We start from the raw sequence: 16,361 nt of genomic DNA, 5'->3' as shown, positions 1-16,361 counted from the left end.
AAAGAATGTTTCCTTTTGATGCTCGATACACTATGAAGAGGTGATCTAAAGATGATAACCATTAGCTTATGTATGATTGTGAAAAATGAAGAGGAAGTGCTGGCGGACTGTCTTTCTTCTGTTCAAGACATTGTCGATGAGATGATCATCGTTGATACGGGATCAACAGATCAAACGAAGGAGATCGCTCATTCGTTTTCAGCAAAGGTACTGGATTTTGAATGGGTGCATCATTTTGCAAAAGCACGCAACTTTGCTTTCTCACATGCAACGAAAGAGTATATATTATGGCTCGATGCTGACGATGTTCTGCTTGAAGAAGACCGCCAAAAACTGCTTCAGCTCAAGCAGACACTTGATCCCTCTGTGGATGCCGTTTCGATGTTTTATCATGTGGGATTCGATGAAAGCGGTCAAGTCAATTTCAAATATAGAAGAAATCGTCTTGTGAAGCGCTCCTTAAACTTTCAGTGGTACGGGGCCGTTCATGAGTTTCTTCAAGTGTATGGAAACATCTTTCCAGCAGATATCGCCGTCACACATCAAAAACGCAAGAAAACAACTCTTGGTGAGCCTGGGCGCAACTTGCGAATTTATGAAAACATGCTGGCAAAAGGAGAGGATATGACGCCCCGTGATCTCTTTTATTTTGCCAATGAATTAAGGGATAACGGGCAGCATGTCAGAGCGATTCGTTTTTATCATGAATTTTTAAACACAAAACAGTGCTGGATTGAGGATGAAATTCGCACATGCCAATATTTAGCCGACTGCTATTATGCGGCAGGTTTCGAGGAAGCGGCCTTATCCTCATTATTACGATCCTTCTTATATGATCAGCCCCGGCCAGAGTTTTGCTGCCGGATCGGGGATCATCTAAAAATACAAAATAAACATCAGGCGGCCATCTTTTGGTATGAGCAGGCGCTGAAGGCGCCTGAAAACGAAACAGCCTTCACACTTACACAATATAAAACGTGGTATCCTCACCTTCAGCTTTGCTACTGTTATTATCAGCTCGGCGACCTGGAAAAAGCCAAAATACATCACCATGCCTCCTCCGCCCATCATCCAACTCATCCAAGTGTCCTGTACAATGAAAAAATATTTGCTGCACAGACATAGATCGTCTGTCACCACATCCGCCTTCGATTTTACGGCGGATGTCTCTTTTTATATACTTATTCGGTTTTGACGTTTAACACTTTAGTGATTTAAAGCGTTTTTCAACCAATTGACTAAATTGTCATTTGCGCATATACTAACATTCGTCTTACGAAAAGATTTATCCATTAGGAGGTCAACATGAGTTCTTTATTTCGAAAAAAATCTCTCGACCAGCTCATGCTTGAAAGTCAAACAAAGCGGCTCAGCCGTTCGTTGAATACGTTTGATTTAATCTTGCTTGGCATTGGCTGTGTGGTCGGGACTGGAATCTTTGTCATTACGGGGGTTGCTGCGGCAAATGATGCGGGACCTGCGATTATTATATCTTTTATTTTGGCTGCGATCGCATGCGCCCTTGCTGCTTTTTGCTACGCTGAATTCTCCTCATCCATTCCTGTGTCAGGAAGCGTCTATACGTATTCCTACGCAACACTTGGGGAATTTCTTGCCTTCTTAATGGGCTGGGATCTCATGCTGGAATATGTTATTGCGCTCTCTGCTGTAGCAAGTGGATGGTCGTCCTATTTTCAATCACTGCTCAGCGGATTTGGCCTGCACATACCGAAGGCTTTATCAGCTGCACCTGGAGCCGCTGACGGGGCCGTCTTTAACCTTCCAGGCGCACTCATTATTTTGCTCATCACCTTTATCGTCTCAAGAGGCGTCAAAGAAAGCACAAAGCTGAATAACATTATTGTGCTGATCAAAATTGCCATCGTCCTGCTCTTTATCATTTCAGGCTTTGCTTACGTCAAACCTGAAAACTGGACACCGTTTATGCCAATGGGCTTCCATGGCGTGATTGCTGGAGCGGCAACTGTCTTTTTTGCTTACCTTGGATTTGATGCAATCGCTAATGCATCTGAAGAAGTTAAAAATCCTCAAAAGGCGATGCCAATCGGAATCATCGGTGCGCTCGGTGTTTGTACGATTTTATACATCGGTGTTTCATTTGTCTTAACAGGCATGGTTCACTATACGAAGCTGAATGTCAGTGATCCTGTCGCTTTTGCTCTTCAAGTGGTTGGCCTGAATAGTGTCGCTGGCATTATATCCGCAGGTGCTATTATCGGGATTACGACAGTGTTAATTGCACTTGTCTACGCTCAGGTTCGTTTAACCTTTGCCATGAGCCGAGATGGACTTATGCCGAAAATCTTTTCAAACGTTCATCCAAAATCTAAGACACCGGTTGCCAACACTTGGCTGACAGGCGCTGTTGCGGCCTGTATCGTTGGATTCGTCAACTTATCAACACTTGCTAATTTAGTCAGCATCGGTACACTTGCGGCCTTTACGGTGATCTCTATCGCTGTGATCGTACTCCGGAAAAAACATCCGAATATGAATACAGCGTTTAAAGTACCCTTTGTCCCTGTCCTTCCTATCATTAGTGCGGTCATTTGTATGATCTTGGCTTTCACACTGAAATGGGAAACATGGAGAGCCTTCCTCATCTGGATCGTCATCGGTGTTGTTGTCTATTTCACCTATGCAAGACGAAAAAGCCATCTTAACGAAACACATTAGAAAAGAGACTCGGGGGTTCCCGGTCTCTTTTTTTGCTTAAATCACGCTGTTTTTGACTGAATTTGAGTCCACCATATCTGGATCTAACACGCTTGAAATCGGAATGACAAGCGGTGAACAATCTCCATTGTCCTCACCAAAACCTTGGTTCAATTTCATTGAGAGAAAATAATCAATCTGCTGATAAGGTCCTAGCGTCAGTGATGCACCCCGATCCATTGTATTGATTTTAAAAGCACCGACATTGACGACTGAGGGTGAAAATAACATCACACGTCACTTCCTTTGAATGGGTTTAGCTGCTGGCGAAAAAGAGGCAGGTGAGTCCACTTGATCTCGATCATCTACATGGCTTTTTGTACCGACAAAACCGCTGGCATCTCCAAAATTCTGTCCGTAACCCTGATTTTTTTTATCTGAGTTTTGCCACTCTGCTAACAAATTTTGTCCGACATTCACCGCCGACGCATTTTCAAAGGAATTAATTTTTAACATGAAAATATTAATATTGATATACGGAGTTGGTTGAACCACAGATAAACCTCCTTTTTATAGGTATATGCAAGCACCCATCAAGTATGTTAACGGGAGGTCTTCACATGGACTTCGAAAAAATGAAGCAGTGGATGGATATTGCCCAGCAAATGCATGGAGATGATTTTTGGAAAATGATCTTCGATGATGAGCAAAGATCCCCCTTTATGGCAAACGGTCCATCTCCATTTACATTCACACAGCAGGATCAGCGGGGATCAGATGCGTCGTTTCCTCCAATCGACATGGTGGAAACCCATGCAGAAATTCAATACTTAATTTACTTGCCTGGCTACCGAAAGGAAGATGTTCAGGTGTTATCATATGGTGAATATTTGGTTGTGAAAGGACAGCGTTTTTCCTTTTTTAACGAGCAGGACTTTCGCCAAAAGCAAGGGAAGTATGGGCCGTTTGAAAAGAAAATCCGCCTTCCAGAAATGATTCTTGGTCAAATGAATGCTGCCTTTAAAGACGGTGTACTTTACATCCGCCTGCAAAAAGATGAAGGAAAAGCAACGGCTATCATCATAGATGACGAATATTGATACTCACTGCGTCTATTTGATCACGATCATCAATTGTTTCAATTGGCAGGATCGTGATCACGCCATCAGCATTCTGTTCCCCAAAGCCATTGTTTCGTTTGATCGTACTGCAATGATTGCGAACAAACGTCGAGCCAAACGTCATAGATGATCCTGTGCCAATCGAATTCGTTTTCATATGAGCAATGTGAATCTGAGTAGGCAGCATGTGCGTCTCCCCTTTCTTGTCATCTCTATAAGTATATATCAGATAGCTTTTCCATAGACTAGAGTAAGGCGGAAGAAAAGGTTGTGGTCTACTTGAAACATTTCATTCAATCACTCTTAAAAAAAACTGAATCCAATCCATCCCCATCTGTCATTGAGCTAGAAAAAAGGCTCGCCGCTCTTGAGCAAAAAATGTCTGCACCAGCTGCTCCTGTCTCAGAGGATACACACATCCATATTGAATCCCTGCGCGTGGACAAAATTGATTATCATTTAGAATTTGGGGAGCTTTCTATTGACCAGCTTCAAGGCAGGCTCAATATTGGGGCAACCTATTACACGCCAAAGGACACATGCATCAAAAAATCCGCACAAACACCGAAGCCAAAAGAAACAAAAACACCGGTTGTCTCGATTCGATCAAAGCCTTCATCTTCTTAAAGCGCTCAGCTTTTCAGCACGACCGGCAGCCAGAAATAGACCGCAAGAACAATCACCACAATACTGATGATATTTAACCAAAAACCCGCCCTGACCATATCAGATATTTTCAGCACGTCCGCACTAAAGACAGCGGCGTTTGGCGGTGTGGAAATCGGCAGCATAAACGCACAGGAGGAAGCCAAAGCAGCCGCGGCCATTAACCCATATGGCTCGATTCCAATCGCAAGACCAAGCCCTACCGTTATCGGAATAATCATATTGGCGACAGCCGTATTAGACATAATTTCAGTCATAAACAGAATCGCTCCCGTTAAAATAATCAACAGCATGATATACGAAAGCCCGTTTAAATGCTGTAAATTTTCTCCGATCCATCCTGTTAGATTGGTTTCTGCAAATCCCGTAGCGAGCGAAAGCCCTCCTCCAAACAAAAGCAAAAGCCCCCACGGCAGTTCTTTCATATCCTGCCATTCTAATATTCTCTCTCCATTTGTTGCTGGGATGAGAAATAACAGCATGGCACCGAAAATGGCGATAGACGTATCAGATACGGTCACCCCTCCAAACAAAAAGAGCTTAAAAATCCATAAGAACGCCGTCATGAGAAAAACAACAAATACCCATTTTTCCTCTCTTTTCATTTTTCCTAAATCCTCTAACCCCTTTTGAATGAACGCTGCACTCATTTCACCTTTGTGTTCTACCTTGAACTGTACCCTCGTCAAATACAAAAATAAGAGAATAAGCAAAATCATCGCAACAGGAAAACCAAACAAAAACCATTCGAAAAACATAATCTCTCGATCTAGCAGTTTTTTTGACATCGCAGCAAACACCGCATTCGGCACAGACCCGACAAGTGTCGCCAAACCTCCAATTGACGCAGAATACGCTACCGACAATAAAATGCTTTTACTAAATCGATCAAGAGATGGACCAGATAAGATTTCATTTGTCTTGACCTCTTTAATCACTGCAAGGGCCACTGGCAGCATCATGAGTGCTGTCGCTGCATTCGAAATCCACATAGATAAAAATGCAGTCGCAATCATGACACCTAAGACAATGCGGTCACTTCTTGTGCCAATCACCCTTAAAATGTGTAAAGCCATTCTTCTATGTAATTTCCATTTTTCAATGGCAATTGCGATCATAAATCCTCCCATGTACATAAAGACGATCGGATCTCCATAAGACCTTGATGCCTGTTCCATAGAAAGCCCGCCAAGTGTCGGCAGCAAGATGATGGGCAATAAAGATGTAGCAGGAATGGGCAGTGCTTCAGTCACCCACCATGTGGCCGTCCAAGCCGTAATACCCAAGACTACCCTCGCAGCATAGGTCAATTCATCTTCAGGTATGAGAAAAAGAACGAGCAAAAAGAGTGTCGGTCCAAGAACAAGTCCAATCAAATTCACCTTTTTATAAACGATAACAATTCCCCCCTATTGAAAGCGCTTGTCATATTTTTTCTAACATTCGATGATCTTTTAAGAAATCCTTTAAATCATAAGAAAAAATGAAGATATCTTTCATGATGAATAGCTGTTATTTTACTCCCGTTACCCAAACCATGACATGATCCCTTGGTCTATTTTCATAGGAGAAACTATACAAATCACGACCAATCACTGTAAAATATAGAGGATCTAATCAAAAAATTGAGGTGTTTTCATTGTATACGGATCAAAAAAAATCATTTTGGAAACAGAAAAAAGTCATCATCCCTCTCCTTAGCATCATCGTCGTTGCTGCTGCTTTCTTTTTCTTAAAAGATACTCTTTTCTCAAAAGAAAAAGAGGCTTTAAAAGCCGCTCAAAGCTTTACGAAACATATGGAGAAGAAAGACTTTACGAAGCTGGCAGATGAGGTGACAAGTGCATCTTTGAAAGCCAATGACTTTTCAAAAAAACAACTAGCCGAAAAATACGACAATATTTTCAACGGTATTGGTGCTTATGACCTGAACATATCAAAGCTCAACGTTGAAAAACAGGACAAAGGAAATGGGTATCAATTTTCCTATGATGTAACGATGAAAACGTCTCTTGGCAAGCTGCACAAGCTGTCTTACAAGGGCGTTCTTTCCGAAGAAGATGACAAGTGGAAAGTGGACTGGAAACCAAATCTCATCTTCCCGCAAATGGAAAAAGGAGATACCATCAAGGTCAAATCTGACCCTGCTGTCCGCGGAAACATTGTCGACCGAAAAGGACGTACGCTCGCAGAAACAACTGGTGGAAACGCACTTGGCATCATCCCAGGTAAGCTCGGAACAGGAGAAGAAAAAGAACGCAATATCAAAAAGATCAGCAAAGCTTTTGATATAGAGGAAGAACTAATCAACAATCAGTTGAAACAAGCATGGGTCACAGACGACACGTTTGTCCCGCTCAAATCGATGTTAAAACAAAAGCCAATTCCAAAGGACGTAAATGGCGTTACCTATCAAACGAAGGAAATGCGCTACTATCCATATAACAAAGCCGCCGCTCATCTCACCGGATATGTCGGAAAAGCAAATGCGGATGATATCAAAAGAAATCCAGCATTAAAGGCGGATCAAATCATCGGCAAAACCGGCCTTGAATTCACATTTGACAAAAACTTACGGGGACAAGATGGCGGAAGCATTCTCATCGTCCATGATGAAACAGGCATTGAAGAAACATTACAAAAATCAGATCGAAAAGATGGAAAAACAGTGAAGCTGACGATTGATGCTTCTTTACAGAAAAAAGCCTATGATCAGTTGAAAGGTGAAAAAGGGGCCGTCACAATCATGAATCCATCAACAGGTGATCTATTAGCGCTTGTCAGCACCCCTTCCTACGATGTCAATCTCATGACAAACGGGATTACACCTAAGCAATATCAGGCATACAGTGAAAATCCAGACCTTCCATTCCAAGCTCGATATGCGAGCCGATATGCACCAGGATCCACATTCAAAACCATTACAGCCGCCATTGGGCTGGAAACAGGTGTCACAAAGCCCGACAAAGTCCGTACCATTCATGGACTGAAATGGCAAAAGGATCAATCTTGGGGAAATTATCGCATCACACGTGTTCACGATAAAGAAAAAGTAAATATGGTCGATGCCCTTGTGTACTCAGACAATATTTATTTTGGACAGGAGGCACTCGAAATCGGCAAAGACACCTACGAGAAAAAAGTGAAAGCATTTGGGTTTGGCGAAGACTTACACATGCCATTTACAATGAAGCCTGCACAAGTATCGAACGATGGTATTCAATCGGATATCTTACTGGCTGACTCGGCGTATGGCCAAGGCGAATTACTCATGTCACCGATTGAACAAGTACATGCCTATTCTCCATTTGCTACAGGAGGCAAGCTTGTCTACCCTCGAGTGATTCAAGATGAAAAAACAGCATCACCAAAACAAATCATCAAAGAAGGCTCGGCAGACACAGTGAAAGACGCATTGACTAAGGTCGTGACCAGTCCAAACGGAACAGCCCACTCCTTACAAATCGAAGGAGCGGATATTGCCGCTAAAACGGGAACGGCAGAATTAAAAAGCAAACAAGGTGCAACAGACGGCACTGAAAATGGATTTTTACTTGCGTTTAATCCTAAAAAAGAAGATTACGTCCTCGTCGGCATGATCGAAGGGGTGAAAAACCGCGGCGGCAGCGGACTCGTCGTTCAAAAAATGAAGCCTGTCATTGCTTCTTTTTACAAATAACTCTTTAGAGACACAAGCTCAATCAAATGCTTGTGTCTCTTTTTTTCTAAATCATGACAATTTGCTATTGTTTTATAGTTCACCTTATGAATAAAATGAGAAGAATGAAAAAATCAGAAAACAGATAAATGAAGGGAGGAAGTCTCATTGGCCATTGCTGCTCGTACAAAGGATAAACCTCAACATTCTGTTACCGGCTCAACGGTTTATCCCATCTTATTGATTATTGGTATTTGTCATATGCTGAACGACACATTACAAGCCGTTATTCCTGCGATGTTCCCTATTTTGGAACGCTCAATGGGGCTGACCTTTACACAATTAGGGCTGATTGCTTTTACATTAAATATGGTCTCCTCCGTGATGCAGCCAGCTATTGGGTGGTACACAGATAAACGGCCGATGCCTTATGCACTTCCGATTGCTTTATTTTCAAGTGCTGTCGGTATATTCGGACTCGCGTTTGCTCCGTCGTTTGCCACCATTCTGCTTTGCGTTGTCTTCATCGGACTCGGCTCTGCGATCTTCCATCCAGAGGGCTCCCGTGTTGCCAACATGGCAGCCGGTCCAAGACGAGGTCTTGCCCAGTCCATCTATCAAGTAGGCGGGAATACAGGTCAAGCCTTTGCTCCGCTTATCGCTGCATTAATGCTCGTCCCGCTCGGTCAGACAGGTGTGGCTTGGTTTACGATTGTTGGAATGTTGGCGGTTGGTTTCCTTCTTTATATTTCAAGGTGGTACGCAAGAAGGCTTCAAACCATTCGGGCCGAAGCGAAAAAAGCTCCTGCAAAAGCTGTCAGATCTGATATTCATCGTAAATCAGCACTCATTGCACTTGGCATTATCGTCTTTCTCATCTTTGCCCGCTCTTGGTATGGAAATGCCATTTCGAATTTCTATGCGTTTTATGCGATTGAACAATACGGTTTGACGATTAAAGAATCACAGACTTATATCTTCTTATTTCTCATTCTAGGTGCAATTGGGACATTTTTAGGCGGACCGCTTGCAGACCGCTTTGGCAAGAAAAACGTCATTTTAGTTTCCTTATTGGCATCCTTCCCGCTTGCCCTGCTGCTGCCATTTGCCGGACCGGTTTTTGCTTATGTTTTACTCGGGCTGATTGGGCTCATTTTGACATCAAGCTTCTCTGTCACCGTGGTTTATGCCCAAGAACTATTTCCCGGGAAAATTGGCACAATGTCTGGTTTAACTGTTGGGCTTGCGTTTGGTATGGGCGCAATCGGATCGGTTGCCCTCGGCTCATTCATTGATGCCTTCGGCTTAACACCTACCATGATCGGTGTTGCCTTTTTACCGATATTAGGCATCCTAGCCTTCTTACTTCCTAGCGACCAAACCATCTCTAAATGGAATGAATCATAAAAAGAAAACCGCTCAATAATGAGCGGTTTTTTCAATTGTTGACAAAGGGATAAAATGATGTGTATTTTAGCACTTTGTCTTCTTTTCAGCGTGATAGAAAACCTTTGCAGTCTAGGAAGGACAGCTACTTTTGCGGAGCGAATATGTTATTCGTGAGCACCAGCGCACAGGACTGACACCGAATGCGAGGGTTTGTCTACACGCTGAAACCGCTCAATAAATGAGCGGTTTTTTCATCTCTCATAAAAATGCGTGTCAGGAACATGCTTCTTCGCAATAAATCCTTGCTTAAATTCTGGAAATACCTTTTGCACCTGTTTAATCTTTTGATGAACCAAGTCGGCATACGGAATATACAAATGATCCACAAGCTTCTGTTCTTTCATATAGTAATACCAATTAAGGTTAAAGGTATTCTCATCAATGATCGTAAAGGCAGAAAAATGATAGAACAAGAGTGGACATTCGTCGAGATACATATCTCCTTTTACAACTGAAAGCTTGTAGTTTTCAATGTTCCAAATCGCCGCATTGGCTCCTTTAGATGCAACGATATGAACCCCTTCAAAATCATCAACCCATCTTTCCACATACCGCTGATCTCCGTATGTCTTTTTTTCTGTATCCATTTCTACTGTACAATGGGCAAGACAATTTTCTTTCCATTGCGTGACTGCCTGTTTGGCAACATCTGTGTTACGACAGCCTACAAACCCTGTATTAAAGCGGCCAGACAGCTCATAAAAATGATAGAACCGCTTGGAATTCATATGATCCGTCAAAAATAAATGAGCGCTTGGATTCTCTGCAAAAATCGCCTCCGGATCATGATAAAAATACAAATCCGTATCCAGATGGGCAAGATAATCTGCATCCGAGGACTCAAGAATGTTGAGCAGAAAAGCAGGCTTTAATGTCCAGCAATACTCATGAAACGTTCGATCTTCTTTTGCCTTCCGCAGCGTATCATCTTCAATGTCCTCAAGCTGTTCATATTGAACATGCGGGTGAGGGAACTCCTTTAATACCTTATAAGCCAAAGGGTCTGCACATAAAACGGACAGCTTGAAGGCATGCGCGTTTTGTTCAAGCGAATGAATCAGCGCCAAAAGCTTAAAAACATGGGTATTCGACACAATGGTTGTAAAGTGATAAGACGCCATTTACAACACATCCACTTGGAACAAATCAACGCGCAACAGCTCTTTCGTCAGCCCTTGAATGGCTTCTACAAGCACCATGCAGCCATACTCCTCACGTGCAAGCTGCGCCGCTTCTGCCAGCTTTTTCAACGGAACATGCTTGGCTGTCAGCATATCTTTTTTATCCCGCTTGATGCCTACATTCCGTTCTGTGATCAAATGAAGCAGCTCTAAAAAATAGGATAACAGGTCATCAAATGCTGGATTCTCACGCAGCTGCCGAACTTCTTTCACAATATCATTTGTCACAGTGTGAGAAAACGGACCAGAGAAAGCCAAGTGGACATCAATGGAATCAATATTGTTATACTTCTCACACATATACAAAATGTTGTATTTGATGTCATCAAATGACGTTAAATTACTTGGATGCTCTTGATGCACACTCATGATATCCTCTCGCAATTCAAAGGAGAGACCAAGCTGATTCAATCGAATCCCTAAATCATAATCCTCAAATCCGTACCGAACGATATTTTCATCAAACATCCCTAATGCCATGACATGCTTACGTTTAACAGAGGAGTTATTTGTAATAAAAAATCGCCATGGCAGCTCATAAGAACCTAAATCATAGTGGTACGTTTCCAAAATGTCTTTCAGAATATCAATAAACTCAGACTGCAAATCGAAGCTTTTCTCTAAAAATGCACCATTTTCGACTTCTTCCAATGATAAAAGAGGTGTTTTGTCCTCCATTTTCCGTTTATACAGTCCTTGCTTTTTTAACCGCTTCATATGATCCTTATCAAAGGCTTTGTAAAAATAGCGATAAATCCGCTTCCAGCACACACCGCAAATGACAAGATCCTCCCTGTCAGCATGAGCCTCTGCATGCTTTTGAATAAATCTCGGTTCTGCCAGCATATCACTGTCATGAAAAATGAGCAGATCTCCCTCCGCCTCGCGAATGGCATGATTACGCCCCTTTGCAATCCCTTGATTGACAGGAATACGCACCTTTTTAAATGGGAAGTTCACCTCAATATTCTCGAGCATTTCCATCGTGCCATCCGTTGAGCCATTATCGGCAACAATGACCTCAAATGGAATATCTGTTTCCTGAAGCGTTAAGGAAAAAAGGCTTCCTTCTAAACGCTCTTTGGCATTATAGCTTGGAATAATGACGCTTACCTTTGGCTTTTCGTTCATGCGTCATCCTCCTCCCGTTTGGCATAGCCGTTAAACAGCGGGTCGACCTGCTCCACAGATTCAATCACATGGCGAAGCACTTGCCGATAGGCTTCTTGGAAGAACGGCAGGTCATTTCGTCCTTTTTCATGAATTTGCTGCATCTCATCCTTGCTCACAATCCGAAAGCCGCTGTAATGATAGCAAATGAGCGGGTGCCCATCCTCCAGAAGAATACGTCCATTCTCCTCCCGATAAGAATGCTGCCCATAGTTCCAATGACCAATATTCACGCCTTTTGTCTCAATATCTTCTACTTTGTCAAACAGCCTCGGCATATGATCTAGATATCCTTGATCGCCAAACTTGCCTTCTCCCGGTGCATTTTTACATTCTTTTAAGCATTCTTCTTTCCACCAGCTGAGGCATTTTCGTCCGGCTTCATCTCCTTTAAAATGCAGAAAGCCTGAGTTATAGCGTCCTAAAAGCTTCTGAAGCATCTTCACTTCCTCTGCATCAAAGCTTGGAATGACAATATCCCCTCTCGAAATTAAAACAGAAGCATTCGGCTGATGTTGAAAAATCACCTGAGGGCTCTCATAAAAGAACAAATCCGCATCAAGATAGGTCACGCTCTCTGCCTGCTCCTGTTCAAATAACCACTCAATCCAAATCGGCTTTAAGGTCCAGCAATATTCCGATGCATCCCGTTCCTCTTTTTTCTCCAGCAGCTCTGGTGTTTCGAGCTCCCGTACATGAACAAGATCCACATGCGGAAAATTCATTTGATGAAGCAAATCAAATGCAGCATCATCCATGCATAACGTCTTGATGACAGCATCATCTTCTACTTGCTTCAACGATAAGAAAAACGCAATGGCTTGATAAAGTCTTCCACTTGAAAGAACCGTACAATATATGCTGTTCATCTTTTTACACCTCTATTTTTGAAAGAATTCGCGGTACCATTCAATCGTCTTCTCTAAGCCTTCATCAATGGAGTAATCAGGCTTCCAATCAAGCAGCTTTCTCGCTTTCTCTGCTGACAAATATTGATGCTTAATTTCATGTGTTCCTTGGTTGAGAATACGAGGCTTCAGTTCACTTCCCATTGCCTTTAAAATCTTATCCACAAGCTCTAGCACTGTCAGCTGAATCTCGTTACTAAAGTTAAAGGCTTCTCCCGCCAGCCCTTTTTCCTCCATCTTCTCAGCTAGCAGTAAATAAGCCTTCACTGCATCTTCAATGTAGAAATAATCACGAATAAATGTCCCGTCACTTCTAATTTCCGGCGCCTTTCCTTCTAACACAAGCTGAATGGTTTGCGGAATGATTCTGTTGAAATTCAAATCTCCGCCTCCATATAAATTACCGCAGCGTGTAATACAAACTGGAAGACCATATGTGTTGTAGTACGTATGAGAAATGAGATCTGCACAGCTCTTCGAAACATCATACGGATGTTTCCCGTTTAACGGCATGTCTTCATCGTATGGCAGCTGCTCTTGATCACCGTAGGCTTTGTCACTTGATGCCACGATCACTCGTTTGATCAGCGGCTGTCTTCTGCAAGCCTCCAGTACATTCCATGTCCCTAAAATATTCGCTTCAAATGTAGAAACAGGATGTCTATTTGCGACCCCAACAATGGCTTGGGCAGCCAAATGGAAGACGGTGTCAATTTCATATTCTCCTAACGCACGTTCAATCGTCTGCATATCCTCTAATGCGCCTTGCACCACATTCATTTTTTCAAATTGACTGCCTTGATATAAATTCGATCGAGGCACCTGATCACGCACAAGTCCAGTCACGTTTGCCCCTTGATCAATCAATTCCTTAACGAGATAGCTCCCTAACAGCCCTGTACATCCAGTTACAAATACGTTCTTTCCATTCCAAAATCCGCTCATGCTGTCACCAAACCTTCCATGGTTGTTTTCCATCTGTCCACATGTCGTTGATTTCCTTCAGGTTTTTATACGTATCAATTGCTGTCCAAAATCCGTGATGCTCATAAACGGCAAGCTCTCCATCATCCGCCAGGTTTTGAAGAGGCTCCGCTTCAAACACGCATTGATCATCATCTGTCAAATAATCAAATACCTTTGGAGACAACACAAAAAATCCTCCATTGATCATCCCGATACTGTCTGTCTTCTCAGAGAAGGATTGTGCCATCCCGTTATACACCTTCAGTGTCCCGTACTGGGACTTCTTTTCAATGCCTGTGACAGTCGCAGCTGCTCCAAGATCCTGATGACGTTTCAGCAAATGAAACATATTGATATTGGCCAGTCCATCACCATACGTCATCATAAAGGTCTCATCACCAATGTAATCCTGTGCCTGCTTTAAACGTCCGCCTGTCATCGTATCTTCACCTGTATCTAAAAAGGTGATTTTCCAGTTCTCCTTTTTCCCTAAAAGCTTCATTTCTCCTGTCGCCATATCGAGCTGCATGCTGTGATGCTGCCAGTCGTAGTTCAGAAAGTACTCTTTGATCTTCTCTCCTTTATATCCAAGCAATAGGATAAATTCGTCTACACCGTAATACTGATAGATTTTCATAATATGCCATAGAATAGGCCGATCTCCGATCATAGCAAGTGGTTTAGGAAGCGCTTGTGTGACCTCACTCATTCTCGTTCCCTTTCCTCCGCAGAGAATGACTGCTTTCATCTTCTCCCCTCATCTCTCTATGAAGATTTTTTGATTAAAAACCCTATCTTTATGCGGAAAATCAGTACATGTACCCCCATACTTTGTCCGACATCAGGTTTTGAATCTACTCTATTCATATGTCGAAATGAGAGAGTGTGCCACCTAGCATTTAACTATTTTTACAAATAAAAAAAGAGCGAGATTCATATTCTCGCTCTTCCAAAGTTTAAATTGTATATTTTCAGGGTAGATGGTATGATAAACATGTGCATAACCAGCACAAACAGCCTCTTTCTACAAAGAGACTACTAGATTGAATGAATTCAAGTGGCAGCTTGTTTCATTCTCAATATGAATCACGGAGGTGAATTCCCTTGGCACAAAACGTTCTTTGTGAAGTGAACTCTTGCCGTTTTTGGGCTGAAAACAGCTGTACCGCTTCTACCATTAAAATCGGTAAAAACACGATGACTGAAGTGACTCGCAATGCTGAAACTGATTGCGAAACATTTGAAACAAAATAATATTTTTCTCTGAGATGAAGGAACTGGCAGGTTCCTTCTTTTCTTTTACCATTCTATCAAGAATGATAATTATTATCAAGTGTTTTTCAATAAACATTTCTCGGGAAATAATGACACGATATTTCTCCATTCGTTGACGATTTTCACTCCTTTTTCTATACTCAACATATCCGAAGAAGAAAAAGTGGTGACCAATCAATGGATTTTACGATACGTTTTCTATCATTCTTTGTCGTGGAAATCGAAGGCAAAGATGAACAAGCAAATAAACGATTTAAACATTATCAAACACTAGATCAAGAGGAATTTGAACAAAGTGAGCTGAAGGACTTTTTAGACGGTGAACTGAAAAAAATCGTCAAACGAAAAGTGGACCGACACCCTAAATCTGAACAAGTACCGACCAAAATTGGCCGATTTATTGTAGAACCCGGTCATGAGCTCGATTCAAACCCAAACTACAACCTATTTCATCAAACGAGATTTGCAGATACAAAAGAATTGTTTAATGAATGCAGTGAACAGTTTGTTCGCACATATTTAGATACAAGTGCTGTCAGAGGCGGCGTTTTTTTAGTTGCTTCTGCTGTTCCTAAAAAGTATTTCGATGATTCCTTTGTCTTTATTATGAAATGCGATTTCGAACAAAAAGTGGCTTCTATCGCTGATACATCTACCTTGATTAGAAAAGTCGAAATGGCTATTACGACAAAAAACATGAAATCGATTCAATACCCCTTTATGCCAGAAGAGGGAATGACTGAGGAAGCTGAAGTGAAAATTCACCAATCTTCACACGCTCGTTATTTTGAAGACTTTTTGAAGTTCGTCGAATACGGTGAATCCATGCCTGAAATCATGAAATCACAGGTTATGAATATGGTACAGGAACAGGTTTTTGAAACATTACAGGATGAAAGTGAAGAATTAAAGCAGTTTGAAGAGGATCTTGAAATATGGGAAGCGAGTGAAAAACGAGAAATTAGAGAAACACTCGATACAGAACAGGTCACACAAGCGGCCTCCCATATTGTTGAACAAACCCCTGATATCACAATGAAAATGCGTCTAGGCGAAACGGAAATCAAAGGTCTTCTAGCAGACTTTGGCCAATCAATCCATATTGCAAAGCTCAACAATCGATATGTCGTGCTCGTTGAAGCTGATCAAATCGTCTTCGAAAAAGGAAGCACACCTGTTGAATTCCATAAACCAAATGGTTTAAAAGAGGTGGTCAGCCAGCTGACGAAAAAAGCCTATGATTCAGATCTAGAATAAAAAAACACGACTGCCTCTTGCATTCAGCGCATGA

The 16,361-nt window shown here is 42.1% G+C and carries 17 protein-coding genes; 8 read left to right on the top strand and 9 right to left on the bottom strand.

All coding sequences use genetic code 11. The features are described 5' to 3' along the window. Positions 1-51 precede the first annotated feature (51 nt). On the top strand, positions 52-1,125 hold the full coding sequence (locus tag NSS76_RS03770) for a tetratricopeptide repeat-containing glycosyltransferase family 2 protein (RefSeq protein ID WP_341080842.1): 1,074 nt from the start codon (positions 52-54) through the stop codon (positions 1,123-1,125). A gap of 180 nt (positions 1,126-1,305) precedes the next feature. Then, entirely contained in the window at positions 1,306-2,697 is a 1,392-nt protein-coding gene (locus NSS76_RS03765) for an amino acid permease (RefSeq protein WP_133744849.1), read from the top strand. Positions 2,698-2,733: 36 nt separating this feature from the next. On the opposite strand, the gene NSS76_RS03760 is transcribed toward NSS76_RS03765, so the two are convergent. Both NSS76_RS03760 and NSS76_RS03755 read right to left on the bottom strand, forming a co-directional pair. After that, positions 2,734-2,967: a hypothetical protein gene (locus NSS76_RS03760; RefSeq protein WP_034623095.1), complete on the bottom strand. Its 234-nt coding sequence runs from the start codon at positions 2,965-2,967 to the stop codon at positions 2,734-2,736. Positions 2,968-2,973: 6 nt separating this feature from the next. Further along, complete coding sequence (locus tag NSS76_RS03755) at positions 2,974-3,231, bottom strand: hypothetical protein (RefSeq protein ID WP_003213975.1); 258 nt, start codon at positions 3,229-3,231, stop codon at positions 2,974-2,976. 65 nt (positions 3,232-3,296) lie between these two features. Here NSS76_RS03755 and NSS76_RS03750 point away from each other — a divergent pair, with 65 nt between their 5' ends. Continuing rightward, the gene (locus tag NSS76_RS03750) at positions 3,297-3,776 is read left to right on the top strand and encodes an Hsp20/alpha crystallin family protein (protein WP_024424582.1); all 480 of its coding nucleotides are present in this window, start codon (positions 3,297-3,299) and stop codon (positions 3,774-3,776) included. Here NSS76_RS03750 and NSS76_RS03745 read toward each other — a convergent pair. After that, complete coding sequence (locus tag NSS76_RS03745) at positions 3,757-3,984, bottom strand: hypothetical protein (RefSeq protein WP_039177063.1); 228 nt, start codon at positions 3,982-3,984, stop codon at positions 3,757-3,759. The two genes, NSS76_RS03750 and NSS76_RS03745, sit on opposite strands and share 20 nt — an antisense overlap. A gap of 83 nt (positions 3,985-4,067) precedes the next feature. Between NSS76_RS03745 and NSS76_RS03740 the strand changes: the two genes are divergently transcribed. After that, positions 4,068-4,424: a hypothetical protein gene (locus NSS76_RS03740; protein WP_103132308.1), complete on the top strand. Its 357-nt coding sequence runs from the start codon at positions 4,068-4,070 to the stop codon at positions 4,422-4,424. Positions 4,425-4,429: 5 nt separating this feature from the next. Here NSS76_RS03740 and NSS76_RS03735 read toward each other — a convergent pair whose 3' ends face one another. Beyond that, complete coding sequence (locus NSS76_RS03735) at positions 4,430-5,845, bottom strand: SLC13 family permease (RefSeq protein ID WP_172881029.1); 1,416 nt, start codon at positions 5,843-5,845, stop codon at positions 4,430-4,432. 257 nt (positions 5,846-6,102) lie between these two features. Between NSS76_RS03735 and pbp4 the strand changes: the two genes are divergently transcribed. Next, positions 6,103-8,142, top strand: coding sequence for a penicillin-binding protein PBP4(5) (gene pbp4, locus NSS76_RS03730; protein WP_341080840.1), 2,040 nt, complete (start codon positions 6,103-6,105; stop codon positions 8,140-8,142). A 147-nt stretch (positions 8,143-8,289) separates the two neighbouring features. Further along, positions 8,290-9,528 (top strand): MFS transporter, encoded by a 1,239-nt coding sequence (locus NSS76_RS03725; RefSeq protein WP_341080837.1) that lies wholly within the window; start codon positions 8,290-8,292, stop codon positions 9,526-9,528. 233 nt (positions 9,529-9,761) lie between these two features. On the opposite strand, the gene NSS76_RS03720 is transcribed toward NSS76_RS03725, so the two are convergent. Genes NSS76_RS03720 through rfbF form a run of 5 tightly spaced genes read right to left on the bottom strand, consistent with a single transcriptional unit; the run spans position 9,762 to position 14,543 of the window. Then, positions 9,762-10,691: a putative nucleotide-diphospho-sugar transferase gene (locus NSS76_RS03720; RefSeq protein WP_024424577.1), complete on the bottom strand. Its 930-nt coding sequence runs from the start codon at positions 10,689-10,691 to the stop codon at positions 9,762-9,764. Continuing rightward, positions 10,692-11,882, bottom strand: a complete 1,191-nt coding sequence (locus tag NSS76_RS03715; protein ID WP_024424576.1) for a glycosyltransferase family 2 protein — start codon at positions 11,880-11,882, stop codon at positions 10,692-10,694. It abuts the gene before it with no gap. Continuing rightward, a complete protein-coding gene (locus tag NSS76_RS03710; RefSeq protein ID WP_024426658.1) occupies positions 11,879-12,790 on the bottom strand; it encodes a putative nucleotide-diphospho-sugar transferase in 912 nt (303 codons plus the stop codon). The genes NSS76_RS03715 and NSS76_RS03710 overlap by 4 nt, the downstream gene beginning before the upstream one ends. A gap of 12 nt (positions 12,791-12,802) precedes the next feature. Further along, complete coding sequence (locus NSS76_RS03705; RefSeq protein WP_025092661.1) at positions 12,803-13,774, bottom strand: GDP-mannose 4,6-dehydratase; 972 nt, start codon at positions 13,772-13,774, stop codon at positions 12,803-12,805. Positions 13,775-13,778: 4 nt separating this feature from the next. Next, the gene (gene rfbF / locus NSS76_RS03700) at positions 13,779-14,543 is read right to left on the bottom strand and encodes a glucose-1-phosphate cytidylyltransferase (RefSeq protein ID WP_024424573.1); all 765 of its coding nucleotides are present in this window, start codon (positions 14,541-14,543) and stop codon (positions 13,779-13,781) included. 356 nt (positions 14,544-14,899) lie between these two features. On the opposite strand from rfbF, the gene NSS76_RS03695 reads away from it, so the two are divergent. Together NSS76_RS03695 and NSS76_RS03690 are read left to right on the top strand one after the other, a co-directional pair. After that, positions 14,900-15,049, top strand: a complete 150-nt coding sequence (locus NSS76_RS03695; RefSeq protein WP_073204211.1) for a DUF1540 domain-containing protein — start codon at positions 14,900-14,902, stop codon at positions 15,047-15,049. Between the two features lie 198 nt (positions 15,050-15,247). Further along, the gene (locus tag NSS76_RS03690) at positions 15,248-16,327 is read left to right on the top strand and encodes a DUF3900 domain-containing protein (RefSeq protein ID WP_073204207.1); all 1,080 of its coding nucleotides are present in this window, start codon (positions 15,248-15,250) and stop codon (positions 16,325-16,327) included. Positions 16,328-16,361 lie beyond the last annotated feature (34 nt).

Source organism: Bacillus sp. FSL R5-0654 (genome assembly GCF_038008745.1).
Classification (GTDB): domain Bacteria; phylum Bacillota; class Bacilli; order Bacillales; family Bacillaceae; genus Bacillus; species Bacillus safensis.
Note: the sequence above shows the minus strand (reverse complement) of the source record. Positions and strands in the feature narration are given on the sequence as shown.